This window comes from Dactylosporangium sp. NPDC005572 (genome assembly GCF_040605515.1).
In the GTDB taxonomy this organism is placed as follows: domain Bacteria; phylum Actinomycetota; class Actinomycetes; order Mycobacteriales; family Micromonosporaceae; genus Dactylosporangium.
Genome location: NZ_JBEXCY010000154.1, coordinates 1 through 17826 on the forward strand (window position 1 = coordinate 1; position 17826 = coordinate 17826).

18 protein-coding genes are annotated in these 17826 nt (G+C 69.7%); 8 read left to right on the forward strand and 10 right to left on the reverse strand.

The window, feature by feature from the left end; all coding sequences use genetic code 11:
- Positions 1–38: 38 nt before the first annotated feature.
- Positions 39–311, reverse strand: coding sequence for a hypothetical protein (locus ABZS66_RS44440; RefSeq protein ID WP_354768828.1), 273 nt, complete (start codon positions 309–311; stop codon positions 39–41).
- Positions 312–446: 135 nt separating this feature from the next.
- Here ABZS66_RS44440 and ABZS66_RS44445 point away from each other — a divergent pair, with 135 nt between their 5' ends.
- The 6 genes from ABZS66_RS44445 (at position 447) to ABZS66_RS44470 (ending at position 4707) form a co-directional block, all read left to right on the forward strand.
- Positions 447–935: a hypothetical protein gene (locus tag ABZS66_RS44445; RefSeq protein WP_354768830.1), complete on the forward strand. Its 489-nt coding sequence runs from the start codon at positions 447–449 to the stop codon at positions 933–935.
- A gap of 50 nt (positions 936–985) precedes the next feature.
- Positions 986–2239: an acyltransferase gene (locus ABZS66_RS44450; protein WP_354768832.1), complete on the forward strand. Its 1254-nt coding sequence runs from the start codon at positions 986–988 to the stop codon at positions 2237–2239.
- Between the two features lie 69 nt (positions 2240–2308).
- Positions 2309–2989, forward strand: coding sequence for an SDR family NAD(P)-dependent oxidoreductase (locus ABZS66_RS44455; protein ID WP_354768834.1), 681 nt, complete (start codon positions 2309–2311; stop codon positions 2987–2989).
- A gap of 217 nt (positions 2990–3206) precedes the next feature.
- The gene (locus tag ABZS66_RS44460; RefSeq protein ID WP_354768836.1) at positions 3207–3941 is read left to right on the forward strand and encodes a GNAT family N-acetyltransferase; all 735 of its coding nucleotides are present in this window, start codon (positions 3207–3209) and stop codon (positions 3939–3941) included.
- On the forward strand, positions 3941–4165 hold the full coding sequence (gene infA, locus ABZS66_RS44465) for a translation initiation factor IF-1 (RefSeq protein WP_354768838.1): 225 nt from the start codon (positions 3941–3943) through the stop codon (positions 4163–4165). The genes ABZS66_RS44460 and infA overlap by 1 nt, the downstream gene beginning before the upstream one ends.
- Positions 4166–4314: 149 nt before the next feature.
- A complete protein-coding gene (locus ABZS66_RS44470) occupies positions 4315–4707 on the forward strand; it encodes a cupin domain-containing protein (protein ID WP_354768840.1) in 393 nt (130 codons plus the stop codon).
- A 5-nt stretch (positions 4708–4712) separates the two neighbouring features.
- Here the strand turns inward: ABZS66_RS44470 and ABZS66_RS44475 are convergent, their stop codons facing one another.
- From ABZS66_RS44475 to ABZS66_RS44510, 8 genes are all read right to left on the reverse strand, one after another.
- Positions 4713–6179, reverse strand: coding sequence for an FAD-dependent oxidoreductase (locus tag ABZS66_RS44475; protein WP_354768842.1), 1467 nt, complete (start codon positions 6177–6179; stop codon positions 4713–4715).
- Between the two features lie 42 nt (positions 6180–6221).
- Positions 6222–6623, reverse strand: a complete 402-nt coding sequence (locus ABZS66_RS44480; protein WP_354768844.1) for a DUF4440 domain-containing protein — start codon at positions 6621–6623, stop codon at positions 6222–6224.
- Between the two features lie 221 nt (positions 6624–6844).
- Positions 6845–7762, reverse strand: coding sequence for an NADP-dependent oxidoreductase (locus tag ABZS66_RS44485; protein ID WP_354768846.1), 918 nt, complete (start codon positions 7760–7762; stop codon positions 6845–6847).
- Positions 7763–8036: 274 nt separating this feature from the next.
- Entirely contained in the window at positions 8037–8534 is a 498-nt protein-coding gene (locus ABZS66_RS44490; RefSeq protein ID WP_354768848.1) for a hypothetical protein, read from the reverse strand.
- 79 nt (positions 8535–8613) lie between these two features.
- Positions 8614–9558: a hypothetical protein gene (locus tag ABZS66_RS44495; protein ID WP_354768849.1), complete on the reverse strand. Its 945-nt coding sequence runs from the start codon at positions 9556–9558 to the stop codon at positions 8614–8616.
- 377 nt (positions 9559–9935) lie between these two features.
- Positions 9936–13064 (reverse strand): ATP-binding protein, encoded by a 3129-nt coding sequence (locus ABZS66_RS44500; RefSeq protein WP_354768851.1) that lies wholly within the window; start codon positions 13062–13064, stop codon positions 9936–9938.
- Positions 13061–13681 carry a hypothetical protein gene (locus tag ABZS66_RS44505; RefSeq protein WP_354768853.1) on the reverse strand — a complete coding sequence of 207 codons (621 nt, stop codon included), beginning with the start codon at positions 13679–13681 and terminating at the stop codon, positions 13061–13063. The genes ABZS66_RS44500 and ABZS66_RS44505 overlap by 4 nt, the downstream gene beginning before the upstream one ends.
- Entirely contained in the window at positions 13666–15879 is a 2214-nt protein-coding gene (locus tag ABZS66_RS44510) for a hypothetical protein (protein WP_354768855.1), read from the reverse strand. The genes ABZS66_RS44505 and ABZS66_RS44510 overlap by 16 nt, the downstream gene beginning before the upstream one ends.
- 310 nt (positions 15880–16189) lie before the next feature.
- On the opposite strand from ABZS66_RS44510, the gene ABZS66_RS44515 reads away from it, so the two are divergent.
- Positions 16190–17017 (forward strand): hypothetical protein, encoded by an 828-nt coding sequence (locus tag ABZS66_RS44515; RefSeq protein ID WP_354768857.1) that lies wholly within the window; start codon positions 16190–16192, stop codon positions 17015–17017.
- 172 nt (positions 17018–17189) lie between these two features.
- On the opposite strand, the gene ABZS66_RS44520 is transcribed toward ABZS66_RS44515, so the two are convergent.
- Positions 17190–17444, reverse strand: coding sequence for a hypothetical protein (locus tag ABZS66_RS44520; protein WP_354768859.1), 255 nt, complete (start codon positions 17442–17444; stop codon positions 17190–17192).
- Between the two features lie 44 nt (positions 17445–17488).
- On the opposite strand from ABZS66_RS44520, the gene ABZS66_RS44525 reads away from it, so the two are divergent.
- Complete coding sequence (locus tag ABZS66_RS44525; protein ID WP_354768861.1) at positions 17489–17752, forward strand: hypothetical protein; 264 nt, start codon at positions 17489–17491, stop codon at positions 17750–17752.
- The last annotated feature ends 74 nt before the right edge of the window (positions 17753–17826 follow it).

Genomic DNA, 17826 nt, shown 5'->3' on the forward strand with positions numbered 1-17826 from the left:
CAGGCGCACCAGCGGGTCGTCGTCGACGATCGCGATCCTCACCCGAGTACCGTACCCAGGGTGTACAGCAGGTGGTCGCGCCGGTGCACGCCGGGTGTGGTGGCCAGCTCGGCGAGGAACGGCACCACGACGACGGTGACCGGATACACGGTGCCCTGGTGCCAGATCGAGGAGCCGAAGTCGTACCGCCCCTCGCCCGCGACCTCCGGATCGGGGTCGGCGATCGCTTGCAGGATGCCGGGCGCCTCGGTCGCCGGCCCGTAGGCCCCGTCGTACGCCGCCCAGTCGATGTCGGTGAGCCCCGCCAGCATCCGGACAACCTACAGACTCAAGCGGTTACGAAACATCGCGAGACTTACACCGGCGAATCCGGGTGAGTCCGGGTGAGGGCGGCGCGGTGAGGGCGGCCGGCCCGTCGTGTTACCGCGGGATGAACCCTTGACGGGGTGACGGGTTTCCGACACAAGGGTGGCGCCGCGCAGGACAACATCGACTGCGTGCGGGGGGCGACGCGGCGGACGCGACTGGGTGGTGGGCTGGTCCTGCTGCTGCTTGTCGCGCTGCTCATCGGGGCGCCGTTCGCCGTCGCGCGGACCGCGCACCTCGCATTCGCGCAGGTGCGTGCCGACGCCGCGGTCCAGGCCATCGTCCACGCCGACGCGTCCCTGCAGGACGGCGCTGAAGGCCGCGCGGTGCCGGCCGAGGCGCGGGCCGCGAAGGCGCGGCACCATCACCGGCACGTCGGCCGCAAGCACCGCCTCATGCACACCGTGAGCTCGCCCGTGCACCAGCAGCAGCCGGTGAGCGCGGCGAACGCCGTCGGGGCGGACGGGACCGCCCAGACCATCGCCGTCAACGGCACCACGGAACCAGCGCCGGGAGACCGGGTCGTCGAGCGGCCGGGCCGCGCATCACTGCAGGTGTGGCGTCTATAGCGGGGCTGCAGCGCCCCTGACCTGACGTCACCCACAATCGGAGTACATCCATGTCTACGACCGCCGGCGGGCGGGCGATCCCGCATGCCCGCGAAGCCCCGTCCATCGAGCGGACCGGCCGGCCCGCACCGGGAAGACACGACAACGGATTCGGCGCGCTGCGGCTGTTCCTGGCCCTGGCCGTCGTCTTCGACCACGCCGGATCGCTCGGGTTCGGCTGGGAGGACCTCGGCAACACCCTGTTCCGCGGCCAGACCAACGTCGGCACGCTGGCCGTCTACGGCTTCTTCGTCATCTCCGGGCTGCTCATCACCCGGTCGGCCCGCCGCACCGGCGTGGTCCGCTTCGCCTGGCACCGGGCCCTGCGGATCCTGCCGGGGCTGTGGGTCTGCCTGCTGGTGACGGCGTTCGTCGTCGCGCCGCTCGTCGCGCTGGTCGAGCGCGGTACGCTCGCCGGCTTCTGGGGCGGGCCCAAGGGGCCGGTGCAGTACGTGACGGGCAACTGGTTCACCGGCGTCCGGCAGTACGGCATCCATGACCTCCTCGCGGACACCCCGTGGGGCCGGCAGATCGGCGGCACCAGCGTCTTCGACGGCGCGCTGTGGTCGCTCATCTACGAGACGACCTGCTACGCCGCCGTCGCGCTGCTGGCCGTGACCGCGGTGCTGCGCCGCGCCCGGTGGCTGGTGCCGGCGCTGGCCGGGGTGCTGTTCGGTTTTGCGGCCGCCGACCAGTTGCGCGGCTGGATCCCGACCGGGCCGCCGTCGGACTACTACAGCGCGATCGTGCTGCCGCTGCTCGGCACCGTCTCGGTGCAGTGGCTCCTCCATCTGGGGGCCCTGTTCATGATGGGGGCCACGATCGAGTTGTACCGCGAGCGCGTACCGGTCAGCGACCGGCTGGCCGCCGCGTGCGGGGTGGCGCTGGCGGCGAGCCTGCTGCTCGGCGGGTTCTTCGTCGCCGGCTTCCCGGCGCTGGCCTACCTGCTGTTCTGGGCCGCGATGCGGATGCCGCGGCGGCTGCGCCGGATCGGGGCGACCGACGACTACTCTTACGGCATCTACATCTACGGGTTCGTCGTCCAGCAGGTGCTGGCCACGCTCGGGGTCAACACCTGGGGCTACGCGGCCTACACCGGCATCGGCCTGGCCCTGACCGTGGCGCTCGCGGCGGCGTCGTGGCACCTGGTCGAGCGCCCGGCAATGACCCTCAAAGACCTGCCGCCGCCAGGCATGTTCCGACCGCGGCAACCTCCGCGTCATCGAGCGGGATCTATGGCACCGCGGCCGTCGGGTGGGCGATGACACCCCGCGAGGCGATGCGCCTGCACTTCCACGACGTGAAGCAGCACATCAGGCAGGCGGAGGCCCGCGTTGCCGCCGCCGGATGAGCGCATCGCCCTCGTGACCGGGGCCAACCGCGGCATCGGCCTGGAGGTGACCCGGCAGCTCGCCGCCCGCGGCTGGCGGGTGCTGCTCGGCACCCGCTCCACCGCGCCGGCCGTGCCGGGCGCCGTCGAGGTGCTGCCCCTTGACGTGTCCGACGACGACTCGGTCGCGGCCGCGGGCCAGGCGGTGCTCGACCGGCACGGCCGCCTGGACGTGCTGGTGAACAACGCGGCGATCCACTACGACACCTGGCAGCGCGGCGTCGACGCCGACCTGACCGTGGTCCACGAGGCGATGGAGACCAACCTCTTCGGCGCGTGGCGGGTGACCCAGGCGATGCTGCCGGCACTGCGCCGCGGCCGGCACCGCCGGATCGTCAACGTGTCGAGCGAGGGCGGCTCACTGGCGTCGATGGGCGGCGGCACCCCGGCGTACAGCGTCAGCAAGGCCGCCCTCAACGCCCTGACCCGCGTCCTCGCCGCCGAGCTGCACCCGGAGGGCATCCTGGTCAACGCCGCCTGCCCCGGCTGGGTCGCCACCGACATGGGCGGCCCGGGCGGCCGCCCGGTCGGCGAGGGCGCGGCCAGCGTGCTGTGGGCGGTAGACCTGCCGGACGACGGCCCGACCGGCGGCTTCTTCCGCGACGGCCACCCCGTCCCCTGGTGAGTCTCGCGCCGAACGTCCGGTCGCCTGAGATCGCTTAATCGCTGGACGGGCGGCGGGTGGTGGCGGTAGCGTTCCGGCGACCGTGGTCCGGCCTGAGGGGGTGAGCACCGTGAACCTTGTAGCGATGTGGGTGCTCCCCATTCCCGTCACGGTCGGGCGACTGCGGTAGGTGCCGCCCGGGAGCGTCCCCTTTGGGATCTCCCGAAAGGTGACACCGATGAACACACTCGTCATCACGCGCGTCGCCGAGCGGCAGTGGCATGCCCTCGACGACGACCTCGTGGTCGGCCGCGGCGACGCCTCGCCCCGCCCGGACGGCCGCCTCTTCCTGAGCGTCGACGCCTGGCACGACGACGTCTTCGCCCGCCTCGCCGAGGCCATGCTGGCCGCCCTGCCGCGGCCGCTGTACACCGTCGTGGACGAGGCCGACCTCGACCTGCGCACCCGGTGGGTGCAGGCCGGCCTGACCACCCGGCGCCGCGAGTGGGAGTACGTCATGTCCAGCGGCGGCGACGGTGCGGTACCACGGCCGGGTCTGACGCTCCTGCCCATCGGCACCGCCGAGCTGGACCCGCTGCGCCACCTGGACCGCACGATCCGCGCCGAGATCGAAGCCACGATCGGTTGGGATCAGATGCCGGCGGCGGTACTGTCCCGACCCCTCGACCCCACCCACTACGCGGTCGCCGCCGAGCCCGACGCCTACGTGGGCCTGGCCCGGTTGACGCTGCTGCCGAGGCACACGAGGATCGGCCTCATCGCGGTCCGCTCCGACCACCGCCGCCGCGGCATCGCCCAAGCCCTGCTCGCGGACATCCTGGCGGCCACCCACGCCCGCGGCGTCCCGACGGTCTCCGCAGACGTACACGAGGCCAACACCGCGGCGATCGCCCTCTTCGAGACGGCAGGCGCGCACCGCACCGGCAGCAACCTCGAGCTGGTGATCCACTGATGCCCAAGGCAACCAACGGCATCCAGCTCGAGGGCACCGTGGTGGAGTGCCTGCGCGACGCCAAGTTCCGCGTCGAACTCGCCAACGGCCACATCGTCCTGGCCCACATCAGCGGCAAGATCCGCAAGAACTACATCAAGATCCTGCCGTTCGACCGCGTGCTGGTGGAACTCAGCCAGTACGACCTGACGAGGGGCCGGATCCTCTTCCGGTACCGCAACTAACTCCCGGAGACGAAGGACGGCGCCGGCCACCCGGCGCCGTCCTCGTCAGTTGTCACCTCGCCCGGATGGAGACGGCCGGGCCGCCGCCGGACCAGCATTGGTGTCGAGCTGGTTGACACGGACATCTCGGGACACGTCGGAGGATGGCGATGAGTAAGGACCTCACGAAGCGGACGACGCTGCTCGACGAGTCGCCGCCCTTCGTCCCCGAGTCGCCCGAGCTCATGACGGTGCTGATCGAGGTGCCGCCAGGCGAGGGCATCCCGCCGCACCGCCACTCCGGGCCGCTGTCCGCCTACATCCTCGAAGGTGAGATGATCTTCGAGCTGGAGGGCCAGCCGGAGCGACTGGTCCGGGCCGGCGAGGCGGTCTTCGAACCGGGCGGCGACGTCATCCACTACCAAACCACCAACAACCGGCCGGACACGTGGCTGCGCTTCCTGGCCACCATGCTCATGGTGCCGGGTCAGCCCATGCAAACGCTGGTCAGCGCCGAGGAGCTTGAACAGCGCCGCGGCCGGCGCGCACCCCGGCCGTCCTAACGAAACTAGTGGGCCACAGCTACCTTCTGGGGTCCGGCGTGCTGCAGTGCGATCCGCTGGAAGACCTCGGCCTGGGTCGGGTAGCAGTGAACCGTGTCGGCCAGCGCCTCCAGGGACATCTGGTTCGTGACTGCCAGCGTAAGCTCGCTGATCATCTCACCGGCGTGCGCTGCCGCGAGCGTCGCTCCTGCGATCTCGCCGCTGCCACTGCGCGTGTAGATCACTCCGAACCCCTCCTCCTCGCCGTCGATGAACGCCCGCTCGACGTTGGTCAGGTCGAGTCGGTACGTGTCGAGGGCGACACCTTCGTCGCGGGCTCGGCGCGGCGTCAGGCCCACCTCGGCCACCTCGGGATCGGTGTAGGTGCAGTGGGGAATGACGAGTTCGTGGACTGGACGATGCGCTCCATCCAGAGCGTTGGCGACACAGAGCCGCGCTGTCGCGTTGGCCGCGTGCGTGAACTTCTGCGCGAGGGTGGCATCGCCGGCGGCATAGATGTCGGGGTTGCTGGTGCTCAGGTACTCATCTACCTCCACACCGTCGCTGGCGACATGTACCCCTGCCGCATCCAGGTCCAGATGCTCCACATTCGCCTTGCGGCCGGTGCCGAGCAGCAGCGCATCATAGGACAGCTCGCGCGTGCCGCCGGGACCCAGCGCCAGCAACCGGCCGGCGCCCGCCCGTACCGCCATGAACCCCAGATGGAGCCTGATCCCCTCCTGCTCGAACCGGCGACGGATCAGCTCACCGACCTCCGGCTCATCGTGGGGCAGCAGGGCGGTGGGGTGGCTGACCAGATCCACCTCGCTGCCGAGACGGCGGAAGGCCTGGGCCAGCTCGCATCCCAGCGGGCCGCTGCCGAGGACGACCAGCCTGGCTGGCAGCTCGGTCAGCGCGAAGACGGTCTCGTTGGTCAGGTACTCGCCTGTCCGTAGTCCCTCGATCCGGGGTACCACGGGAACCGATCCGGTGGCGATCACAGCCTTCCGGAATCGCAGCGTCCGGCCGTCGACCTCCGCGGCGTTCGGCGCGATGAAGCGCGTGTGCCCGAGGTAGACCTCCACCCCCGTTTGCTCGGCCGCTTCGACCGCATCGCTCGAGCTGCTCAGGGAACGCATCCTGCGGACCCGGTCCATGACCGAACCGAAATCGACCTGGGGTGGGGCGTCGAGCCGGAAGCCGAACTCGACGCCACGGCTGGCATCGTGGACCGCGCGTGCGCAGCGAATCAGCGCCTTGCTCGGCGTGCAGCCGAAATTGACGCAGGTACCCCCGGTCAGCCGCTGCTCGGTCATAGCGACGCGGTATCCACCTGCGGCAGCGGTCGTGGCGGCGGTGAGCCCGCCCGGCCCGCCGCCGAGCACCACCAGGTCGTACTCACCACCGTCGCGGTTGACCCAGTCAGGCGGGTGGCCCTGGCGGATCGTCCGCTGGTTGTAAACGTCGTCGGGGTACAGCTCGACAGTCGTCATGGCGCGTCCCTCCGTTCGCCGAGAGCTGCCGTGGCGCGCGTGTCAGGCGGGCTGTCGCACCGCCGTCCCAAGGCGATTGTCGATCAGGTACCGCCAGCGTCCGTCCGCACCGCGCCGTGCGACGTCGCTTGCCGTGCCTGCGACGTGCACGTGCCTGCCGTCGGTACCCGTGCCGTCAATCGCCCAGTCCACCACGATCTCGGCGATGTCACCGGCGACGAACACATGGCGGGCCTTGGCCGCCAGCGGCAGGCCGAGGCTGATATCGCGCTCGAGCTCCGCGGCGATCTCGGCGCGATCAGTGACGGTTCGCCCGTCGTCCGCGACGAGTACGGCGCCTTCGTACAAGGTCATCATCTCTCCGACCTTGCCGGAGTTGAATCGCTCGACCAGCGAGGGGATGACGCCTTCGGGTTCAGTGGGGAGGGAATAGGACTCGGACATCTCGGCCTCCTGTTCGTGTTCGTCTTCGTGTTCGTCGAGCAGACTCCTGTTCGTGTTGGTTGAGCTGCGATGCGTCCCACGCTATAGCGCGGGTGAGGCCTGGCTGGAGGAGAAGACGGGTGACGGCCTGCCTGGCGGAAATCCGCACCTCATCTCCCATTTCACCCCGGTCGGGGTCGGCTGGTTCAACCGGAACGTCCGACGATCGCGTCCCGAGATCCTCACGGACGAGTGCGGATGATCGTCTTCCCGGTGGTCCGCTCGGTCGGGTTGAGGGCGACGACGGCGTTGTCGAGGGTTGCGACGTTGCCGATGTTCGTCCGCAGTCGTCCGTCCCGCACCTGCTGGACGATCTCGCTCAGTTGGGTGCGGTCGGACTCGACAACGAAGTCGATCGCCAACCCGTCATCGGGCCGCGCCTCGGGCGGGCCGACGACAGACACCAGTGTTCCTCCGGCCCGGATCAGGCCCGCGGACCGATGCTGGATGTCGCCGCCGATGACATCGAACACCAGATCGACGCCGCCGACGTCCTCCAGGGCGTCGCTATCGAGGTCGACGAACTCCTGAGCGCCGAAGTCGAGCGCCATCTGACGGTCGGCGGCGCGCCCTGTACCGATGACATACGCACCAGCCCCGCGCGCGAGTTGCGTCACCATCGTCCCGACTGCACCGGCCGCGCCGTGCGCGAGGACACTCTGCCCCGCCTGAAGGCGGCCGTGCACGAACAGCCCTTGCCACGCGGTCAGACCCGAGATTGGCAGGCTCGCGCCCACTGTGAAGTCGACATCGCCCGGCAACGGCGCGAGGTTGCGTGCCTCGACGGCCACATACTCCGCCAGAGTGCCGTCGCGATGCCAGTCCGTGATACCGAACACCCGCTGTCCCACAGACAGACCGGTGGTGCCGTACCCGAGAGCGGTGACCACTCCGGCCATCTCGTGCCCGGGAATCGACGGTGTCCGGTCACGGCCCGCGCGATCGGTCCAGGTCGAGGGCCACTCCGTCTCTGTCGGGACGAATCCCGACGCACGAATCTGAACGACGACGTCGTTGATCGCTGCCGACGGCTCGGGCCGCTCCACCAGTGTCATCCCAGCCGTTCCCGCGGCCTGGTCCGTCACCACGATCGCCTTCATCGGGCACCTCCCGTCCTCGCCTGCACGGCATTGGTACACCAGTGTTCGTGGCATCAGACCTCGACGTGAAAACTGTCCGGACACGCAGCTCGCGTCACCGTGCCGCACGGCCTGTGCCGACCAGCTCACCCCGGTCGCGGACAGCCCAACGACGTCGTCCGGCACGAGATGTCCGATGGCTCCGCAGAGCTGACGCCCGTGCCCGCGTACCCGGTCGGATCGGGCACAAACTCGCCGACGCAGGCAGACGAGGTCGGGGTTGACAATGCTCGGATTACGGAGCGGCGAGCCGCCTGATCCAGCCCATGATGGACTGCGCGCCCTGGCTCCTGTCCAACCCGGACGACATCGCCCGACCAGCGGGTGGTTGGCGCATTGCATCGTCGAACGGCAGCGGATCTCCGACAGCCATGCCACGGGTCATGCCTGCGTAGGACACGAAGATGTACCGCAGCAGCTTCTCGTCACGCGCCGCAGTCAGCCAATACGACCCGGACACAGTCTCCGCGCCGCACCCCAGGACCGTTCCCAGGCGGGCAGACATCGCCACGATCATGTCGGGATGGCCAGACAACACCATAGGTCCGTCGATAAGGAACGCCCGACCGTCAAGTTCGCCGATCAACATGTCGAGCTGCCCGACGTCAAGCTCCGCGTCCTCGGCACGGCCGACTTCCTCGCCCAGCGTGAACTCGCCCGCGTGCCGCGACAACTCGTCGAGCAGAGCCGACTGCGTCGCGGTTGCAACGATGTATCCGGTGTGCAAACCCACGCCGACACCCTAGATCGATCAACCGGCCGGCGCGGCCCGGTTCGAGGTTGCGGCCCAGCGCTACGAGACTGTACGCGGACTACTGGCCAAGGTTGGCGCTGCGTTGCGTTGCCGCCCGGACCACGACCTCCGCCAGATGGCCGGCCAGTTGAGGCAGGTACATCGACCCGAACGCCTGGTCCATCCCCGCCGGGTTGCGGGCGGCTGTCACGAGCACCTGGACAGCGTCGCGGTCGCCGGCAAGTGCGGGGGCGAGCGCCGCACACAGCCGGACACCGACGTGCGGATCATCCAGCCAGGCCCGCGGATCACCGCCGAGATCGCCGACGTCGAGCAGCAACGACGCCCGGCAATACGGATCGTTTACGACGTCCGCCTGCCGCAACAGCTCTCGCAGCACGTCAGCCCGCCGCAAACTCAGTACAGGATGGCGTACCAGCATCACGGTGGCGCTGGCGGCGACGGTGCGGGTCCGTTGACGGGCGCCGTGGTACAGCATGGGCTCGACCGCAGCGAACAGCTCCGGTAGCAGGTCGAAACAGTCCACCACCGCGGCCGCCAGCAACGCTTTGCCCGGCTCGTCCGCGTCGGTCCAGTCGAGAACGGATCGGCGCCCGATCAGGTACTCGTCCAGCCAGGCGGCGATCACCGGGTCGTCGCGCGTACGGGCGAGTTCACGCAGCAGCTCCATGTCGGGCTCGCCGCACACGGTCCGGGCCACCTCGCGGAAGAACCAGATGACACCTTCCCGCATCGTGGGGTCGTTGCCGCCAAATCCGGGCTCGCCAATCCACCGCGCCAGCAAGGGCAACGCCGCTGCCGTTGCCGGGGTGAGCCGGCCGCCGCAGTACAACGCGCTCCAGAGGTAGGAGTACGGAACGCCCTTGGCCGGGTAGTAGTCCGCCGAGTCGACGGCCACCTCGGCCAGCTCGTCGCGGCGCAGTGCCGCAAGGTACACCGGAGCCGAGCTTGCGGCACCGTAGGCATGGAACAGCCGATCCCAGACCACGTTGTCGGTGCTCACAGCCGGACCATATCCGAGCGAGGTACCTGTATGTCCGCGACGGCTCGTCGGCGCGTACGGTGCGGCGGCTGTCGAGCGTGTCGGCGCTGTTCGCGTTCCTGCACGCCCGTGGTGACGTGGCCGTCAACCCGTTGCCGCGGGGACTGCCGACCCGACGGGAACGGCCCCGCCAGGGCGTGCCGCTGTTGCGCACGGCAGGCACCCTCAAGAGATCCACACCCCGTTGATCTGGGCGAGCCCGGGGGTTACCCCGTCGGCGGGTGGCCCCGCGAGTGGGAACGCCGCGACCCGACGCGTTCGCCCGGGCAACCGAAGATCCGCGCACAAGGCAGAAGTCGCGCCTCGTGTCGACGATGAACGGCCGCACTGCGGCAGGGTCACTGTCGGGCCCGGGTCAAGACCTCGTCGTCGGTGAGTGGAGCCCGCGGATGGTGGCTGAGGCAGAGTGGCGTCCGCACCAGTTGCGGTGGTTCACCCTCCACCGCGACGTAGAACTCGCCCGACGTGAGCAGGCCCAGGTCCGGAATGTCTCCGCCTTTCATTCGGGCCATCTCCCGGGCCGCGTCGATCTGCACGGGCGCGTTGAGCAGCCCGAAGAACTGGGTCGTGGCGTTGCCCGCGATCCGGTTGTGCAGCCCTTTCGGCGCCTGGGTCGCGAAGATCAGGCCGAGCCCGTATTTGCGGGCCTGGGAGGCGAGCGCCAGCGTGCTCTGGGTGCAGGCCGTCATCGCGCCCGACGGTGCCAGGGTCTGGGCCTCGTCCATCACAAACAGGCCGAGCAACGGTCGATGGGCGGCGGGATGCTTCTTAATCCAGGCGAACAGTGCCATCTGCAGCTGATTGACGAAGCCCTGGCGCGCTTCCTCGGCCGGCAGGCCGATTAGGCTGATCACCGAGATCCGGGCGCGCTTGCCCGCTGCGGGCGTGAGGAGCACGCCGGGATCAGCCGGTGCGCCGCTGCCGGCGAAGAGCGGGTCGTTGTCCATGGAGGCGGTGAGCGTCTGCGCCAGGCCGGCGGCGATCCGGTCGGCACCGTCGAGGCCGCTGACACCAGCGGGCAGATCGGCCAGAAGGTGGATGAGGCCGGGGACGTCCCGGCCGCCGTGCCGGGCGTAGTGCTCTACCGCGCGGCGCAGGACAGCGAGGCCCAGATGGGCCTTGGCGGCCCGGCCGCCGAGTTGGGCGCGCGGGGCCAGAGCGGCAACCGCCGCCTCGACAGCTTCCGCGAACTCGTCTGGGTCGTCACGCACCTCACCGAAGTCGGGAAGTGGCTGGAAGCTCAACGGTCGGCCCGACTCACGGCGCGGGGTCCAGATCACGACCTCGGTGCCGGCCAGGTACTCCTCGGCTCGTTTCCGGTCGCCGGACCACCACCACTCCGGCGGCTCCGGCCACGCATCGCCAAGCCGGGCAAGGTCGTTGTTGGGATCCAGGACGATGGCGGACACGCCCTGGAGCGCGCACTCCTCGATGAGACGGCGGATGAGCACCGTCTTGCCCGAGCCCGAGCCGGCGAAGATCGCGACGTGTTTCCGTAGGGCCTCCAGCGGCACGCGTACGGGCTCGCCGTCCCTGCCCTCACGGCCGAGCACGAGCTCGTGGGTCGCGCCGTCGGTGTCCGGCTTCCTTCTCGGCGGCGACGGGACCGGCCCGGCCCAGTCGTCGGCGTCCGCCAGTGCCTCCTTGAACAGCGTGATCTGTGCCGTCGGCCGGTGCTTGACCAGCCACGCCTGCAGCTCCACCGGGTTCTCGTCGCGCAGGCCGTGCAGCGCGGCGAGCACCCGCAGGTCCATGTCGTCGACGCCCAGGGTCAGGCCGCCGTCGCGGTGGAACTCCTCGATCGCCTGCCGCGTCTTGGCCCCGGAGGACCAGTGCCCATTGCGGACGAGGATCAGCTTGCGTTTGGCGACCGCGGAGGTCAGCCCGGCGGCGGTGCAGGCCCGGCGGAGCCGGTTGAGCGCGGCGATCGCGTGGTGGGCGTCGCTGACCGCCCGGAAGCACCAGTGCACCTGGTCCTCGGTCGCCTCGTTCAGGGTCCGGCGCAGCCGGGCGTGCAGGTCCGGCTTCTCACTGGGCGGCGGGTCCAGCGTGAACACCTCGGCGTTCACCCCGTGCTCCAGGATCCACGCGGTCAACCCGGCGGTGAGCAGAGCCGGAAATGTCGTGTCTTCGGTGTCGGGTTCGAGCGGGGACGTGACGTCGGCATCGCGTTTGAGCGCTTCGAACCTGGCGTCGATCCTGGCCATGACCTCGTCGGCGATCTCGGGTACGACCGGGACGGGTGGGCCCGGCTCGTCGTTCTCTTCCGGCGCCCCGGACAGGCGCGTCAGCTCCCGAACCACACCGGTCTTCAGGCAGTCCCGGACGTGCCGATCGATCTCCTTGAGCAGCTGGCGCGGCGTGTAGTTGCCGACCCCCGCGAACGCCGAGTCCTGTACCGGCCAGGTGGTGTACTCGGGCGTGAAACCGATATCGCTGTAGCGGGCGGTGAACCGGCATGCGACGATCTCTCGGGCGATGCGGGCGTCCAGGATGCCCTTCAGCGACGAGCACAGGCGGAAACGGTCGGCGGTGGTGTTGGTCGCCCGCGTCTTGATGAGCGTCCAGGTCGCCGGCAGGCAGGCGACCACGACCAGGGTGCGTCGCGTGCGCTCCCGCAGCCGCAGCAACCCGCTGGCCATCTCCTCCAGGGCCAGCGCCTGCCGCTGGCCGGCCTGCTCGTCCGTGTTGAGCGCCAGGTCGGCGCTGAGCGAGGCCTGGGCCACGAGCGTGTCGATCTGATCCACCGCGATCACCGACGGGCCGGTCAGCGCCAGCAACAGCGACAGGTCGCGGACGATGTCTTCGGCGGTGTGCGGCTTGCGGCGGATTCCCCACTCTCTGCGTTCCCCAGGGACCGACTCGTCGTCTGAGATGAAGTAGCTGTCGGACACGTCGCGGTGCTCGGATCGGAGTGATGCACTGAGGGCCAGCGCCCGCGCGGTGTCCCGGGTCACCTCGCCCACGAACGGATCGAACTCCGCCAGCCCGTCGAGGAAGGCGTTCAGCGCTTGTGGGGTCAGTTCGGTCTCGCCCATCACGGCTCGGCGGGCCGTGCGGGGCGCGCCGATGCGCGAGCACAGGCGGCGCAGCAGCAGCCGCAACTGAGTCCCGCCATCGGCCACCGGCCGGGCCAGGCCCTCCCGCATGTGGGCCAGCACGCTGGGCCAGAAGGTCTGTTCGTCGAGCAGGCTGACGAGGAAGAAGTATCCCCCCTGGTCCTGCACGCGTTGCCGGACCCCGCCGAGCAAGTGGGTCTTGCCCGAGCCCCGCCGGCCCAGCAGCACCAGGCCGATCGGGTTGGAATCGGTGCACGCCGCCGCATCGGCGATGCCACCCTGAAGCTCCCGCGCGACATCGGTGTGCAGGCCGTCGACGTGGAACGGGGACGGGCGCCAGGCGTCGTCCGGCACCGGTGCCCAGGTGAGCCGGAGCGCGGCGAGCGCGGCGAGGTTCTGTTCAGTCATCGCATGCCGATCGACAACAGATGCCGATGCTCGCCGCCGATCCGCACGGCCGCCCGTCGTTCCTCGACCGACAACGTCTTCTGGTTCTCCTCGGGCTCGAGCTCGACGTCGGAGGCGTCGAGCAGCCGCTCCAGTGCCTTGTCGAGTTCGGACTTCGACACGTTGCCGAACCTAGGGCGCAACCGGCTCAGGCTGACCCACGCCCCCGGTTCGGTGGCCAGCTCGGCGTAGACCGCCCGGATCCGCTCGTCCAGCCCGCGGTGTCCGTTGGGCTCGGCCATGCGCGGCCGGTCGTGCTGACTGTTGTGCAAGGCCCACAGCGCGGCCCAGAGCTGCTGCTCCCGGCCGTTGCCCTTACCCTTCTTGGGCTCGGCCCCGTCATCGGTGACTATGATCGGGCTGCCGATCAGCTTCGAGCCACTCGACGACAGCGTGTGATGGTACGTGCTACCTGACTTTCTCGTGTCCACGTAGCCCAGTCCGTTGAGCCGTGCGTAGCTCTCGCCGACGAGCCTCACGCCGTAGGCCCTGTCGAGCTCGGCGTTGGAGACCTCCCGGCCCTCGATGTTCAGCAGGATGAGAAACGCGTAGTCCGTGTGGGTCAGCTCGCCGGCCATGTGGGGTCCTTCCGGAGGTCGTCGGGTGGGGTGATCGGTGCGCCGTCTGCGGTCAGTCCGAAGGCGCGAAGCTTGGCCAGCTGCTCCATCGGCATGGTCTCGCTGGCGGTGTGTAGGGCCATGAGCCTGTCAGCCGCGCCGTAGGTGCCCGCATCCAGCTCGGTGTGCAGGCCTTCCACGTCGCGAAGTTCGAAGAGCAGGCCGCACAACTGCCAGGCCGCCTCGGGATCCGCGCCGGCGGTAGCACGCAGCACGGCCAGTTCCGAGGCCGCGCCTCCGGCTCGCGCCGATGCCTCATGGGCCTTCGAAAGGCGCCTCTCCGCGGCTTCGTCGCCCTGGTGCGCGCGGGCCCGCAACTCGTCCACGTCGCCCCAGGCGACGTGGAGGTCGGCGAGCGCCTCGGCCGCGTACGCGTGCCCACCGTCGGCTCGTTCCCGCAGCTCACGCAGGCAGCCGTGCTTGGCGAGCTCCTCGACCAGTTCCTCGGCGGCGATGGCCTCGCCGGCATCCGCCCGTGCCCGCAGGGCGTCGCGGCGACCACCGTCGTCGAGGATCTCGACAAGCAGCCGGCACGCGGCCGGATCTCCGGCTGCGGCGGCCGGCCGGAGCTGGGCCACCCGTCGCCGGAGTGCCTCGACGCCCGCGAGACAGTCTGCGGCGTCGCCGTCCCCCGGGGCGGTCGCCAGCCTCCTGCGCAGCACTTCGATCGCCCGCTCGAAACGGTCCTGACGGGCCAGCAGGCGGGCGAGCTCCACCGCGGCGGCGCCGTCGCCGAACCCGCCGGCGAGCCGTTCGAGGGCCTGTTCGGTGTACACGTACCGAAGCCTGGCGGTGGCACTGTCGGCGATCCGGCGGAGGTCCGCCGGACGATTGGTCCGGGTGACGAACGCCTGCCAGGCCTCGTCCGGGATGCGTTCGGCCCGGCGGTGCCGCCGCAGATGCTGAGCCAGGTAGTCGGCGACGGTGTACCCCGCGAAGGTACCTGGCCGACCACCGTCGGACGCCGACAGCGCCGACACGTCGCCATGCAGCGGCTGGGTCGCGTAGGGAACGGCGTCGGACAGCCATTGCCCCGGTGGCTTCACCCGCCGATGTCCCGACAGGTACCCGGCCATGGCCTCGACCAACAGGTCCTCACTCAGCGGTGACTGGACGCCGAGGCGGTGCGCGTCTGCGGCCGCGTTGATCATCGCCTTGGCATAGGGGCGCGCCTGTTCCCAGTGCAGCACCAGGGCGGGCCCGCCGGCCAACACCTGGGTCAGGCCCGCGTCGCGCGTTTCCAGCGCGATGCGAATCCGGGCGTCCTCCTCCGCCTTTTCGTAGGCGCGTTCGCGCTCCGCCGTGGTGAAGTCCTCCGCAACGCTGATCACGATCGCGCTCCGTAGCAGGCGGCGGATGTCGTCCGCGCCGGCCGGGTCGGACTGCCCGCCCATGATCCGCGCGTCGTAATGATCGGGCCACAGCGTGCCGACGACGATGTTCGGCTTGCGGGTCAGCGCGCGGACGCATTCCGCCGACAGCGGCGGATGGCCGCCAAGGTAGCGCTGGAGCTCGTCGAGCCAGAAGATCGTCCGGCCGGGCGGATCGTGCTTGAGTTCCAGCAGTTCCTCGGTCTCCGCCGGCTGCACAAGGTACCAGTTCGGTGCCACGTCGTGGATCGCCTCGTAGAGCGAGCGGGTTTTGCCCGTCGACGAGCCGCCGACCAGGATTACGAAGCTCCCGCGCTCGACCACGCCGGTCAGCGCGGCGCGCAGCCGGAAGTCGAACTCCCGCTCGACGTACGCCGGCAGCTCATCGGTCGCGTCGGGCACCACGATCGCGCTGTGGATGCCGAGCTCGCGCGGGGACGCCGTGTCGAAGCGGTCGGTACCGGCCGCGCGCTGAGCGGCGCCACGCTCCCCGGCCTTGATCCGCCGGTGCGCGGCGAGCCACAACTGCCGCACCTTCTCCGGTTCTTCGTACAGGGCGAGCAGGCTCAGGAGGGCCTGCTCGCCGAGCAGGGTCCGGCCGTTGAACGCGTCGCTCAGCGTCGCCCTCTTCAGCGCCAGGCGAGGACCCGTCCATGACCTGGTGCGCTTTTCGATCTCAGCCAGTGACAATCCCTTGTCCTGGCTAAGGGCTCTGAGCGCCGCCCCGAATTCGCCTTTCGTGCGCACTCGGGAGGGATCGGCGGCGGTTCCGGGCGTCAGCGTGCTCACCCCCAACCCGTGGGTGCTCGCGGTGTGCACCGACGGACTTCGGTCAGGCTACTGACGGCCCTTCCGGAATGCCATCGGTGCTCTTCAGCGGCCGATCCTCCGTTCGGACCACATGTTCCGAACATCGTCGGCTGTGAATTGAAACGATCATGCCGGCGTCGTCCGGCGCACCTCCGGGGGTGTCCGGCCATGTCCGGTGGATCCACCGGATGTCTGGACGTTGTTCCGGCGGAATCGCAGCTCAGTGCGAGGGCGGCCGGGTCGTGTGCCGCCGGTTCGCTCCGGAACTGTAGCCGGACGGGTCTGCCGGTTGCTGCACTGCATCTCGTCAACTTCGGGAACCCGGCCGGGACCCGCCCAATCGCGTCTAGGAGTCCCGATGCAGCTATGGCACACCATCGTCCAGGGCGGTGGCATTCTTTCGATCTTTGCGGTGACCGTCTTCAACCTGATCACGTTGTGGCGATCGTCGGTCCCGCCGCCGCGGCTCGGATCCCGCGGCGCGCCGCGACGGTTTCTCTGCCTGTCGGTCGACGTCCAGGGATATGCCCGCAACGACGACATCCGGCAGGCGGAGATCCAGCATGACCTCATCGATCTGCTGGACCGGGCCGGGGCGCGGGCCGGCCTGGATCGCCGGCGCTGGATCCGGCAGCCGGCTGGCGACGCGGAACTGGCGCTGATCCCCTCTGCCGAGGCACCGTCACGGGTAGTCGGGGACTTCTGCCTGGAGCTTGCAGCCGCGTTGTCGCGGTACAACCGGGTGCGTGACCCGGTCGCCCGGATGCGACTGCGCCTGGCGCTCGACGACGGTCCGGCCGACGTGGCCCGCAACGGCTTCGCCGGGCAGGCGGTCGTCGGCGCCGGACGGCTGGTCAACGCGGCGCCGCCGAGGCAGGCCCTCGATCTGGCCGGCACAGCCGATCTCGCGGTCATCCTGTCTGACGGCGTCCACCGCGATTGGGTCCGCAGCGGCCGGTCGGCCGTCCGGCCCGGATGGTGCCGACACGTCGCCGTCGTCGAGAAAGAGTACGCGGCCGACGCCTGGCTGTGGCTGCCCGGAGCGGACGTGCACGGCCTGGCCCTGGCCGGGCGTGGTGAAGAGCATGTTGATGTGGGTGCACCCGATCTTGGTTGATCGGTTCGTCCGGAGGGCTCGCGGACGTCTCGATTTCCTGCGAGACGTCCGCGGCACACCAACACGTATGGCCCGGTTTCGACCCACCGAAGTCGGCGTTCACGCCTCCGACCGTCCGTTCGCTATCCCAATGACCCGTGTTGAAGTCGTCGGCAACGCGGGATCAGTGGGTTCATCCGGTCCAACCCTGAACAGGAAGGGTTACACCGTCCACGCCTTCGTCGCGCTCGTCCTCCCGCGATCCGCTGCCACTGCGATGGGCTGTAATTCTCGTGGCCGCCGTCGTGATCTCATTGCTCGTCGGTGTTCTGACGTTCATGCAGACTTCCAGCTGGCCGAGCGCGGTTCGGGTGCCATCGGTGCGGCCGGGATGACGGTCCCGGGCCTGTACCAAGTTGTCGGCAAGTAGTTCGGTCGGCGTGGCCACAGCCCGGGAACACCTATGACGGAGCGCCTGTGGAAGGACCGCAAATGGACAACGAAGGCACCGAGGCTGCGGCGATAGTCCCACCACCGGGCACCATCACCCAGATCCGCGATCATCTCGCCGCGATCATGAACAGCGGTACACCACTCGAACGCAATGCCGCGATCGAAGCTCTCATCGCCGAAGTCCAACTCACCGGCCAAGGAGTCAGACCCGTGTTCAAGATCCCAACCCCGGACACGACGATGCCCCCGACCCGACCCGGACGAGGGCACCCCACGACGATGGACCACCTGTTCGCACAATGATGCGGTCGGTGGGTCTTGCGGGACTCGAACCCGCTCCGATTGAAGATCGAAGTAACCGGCGTCTGCGCACCGGA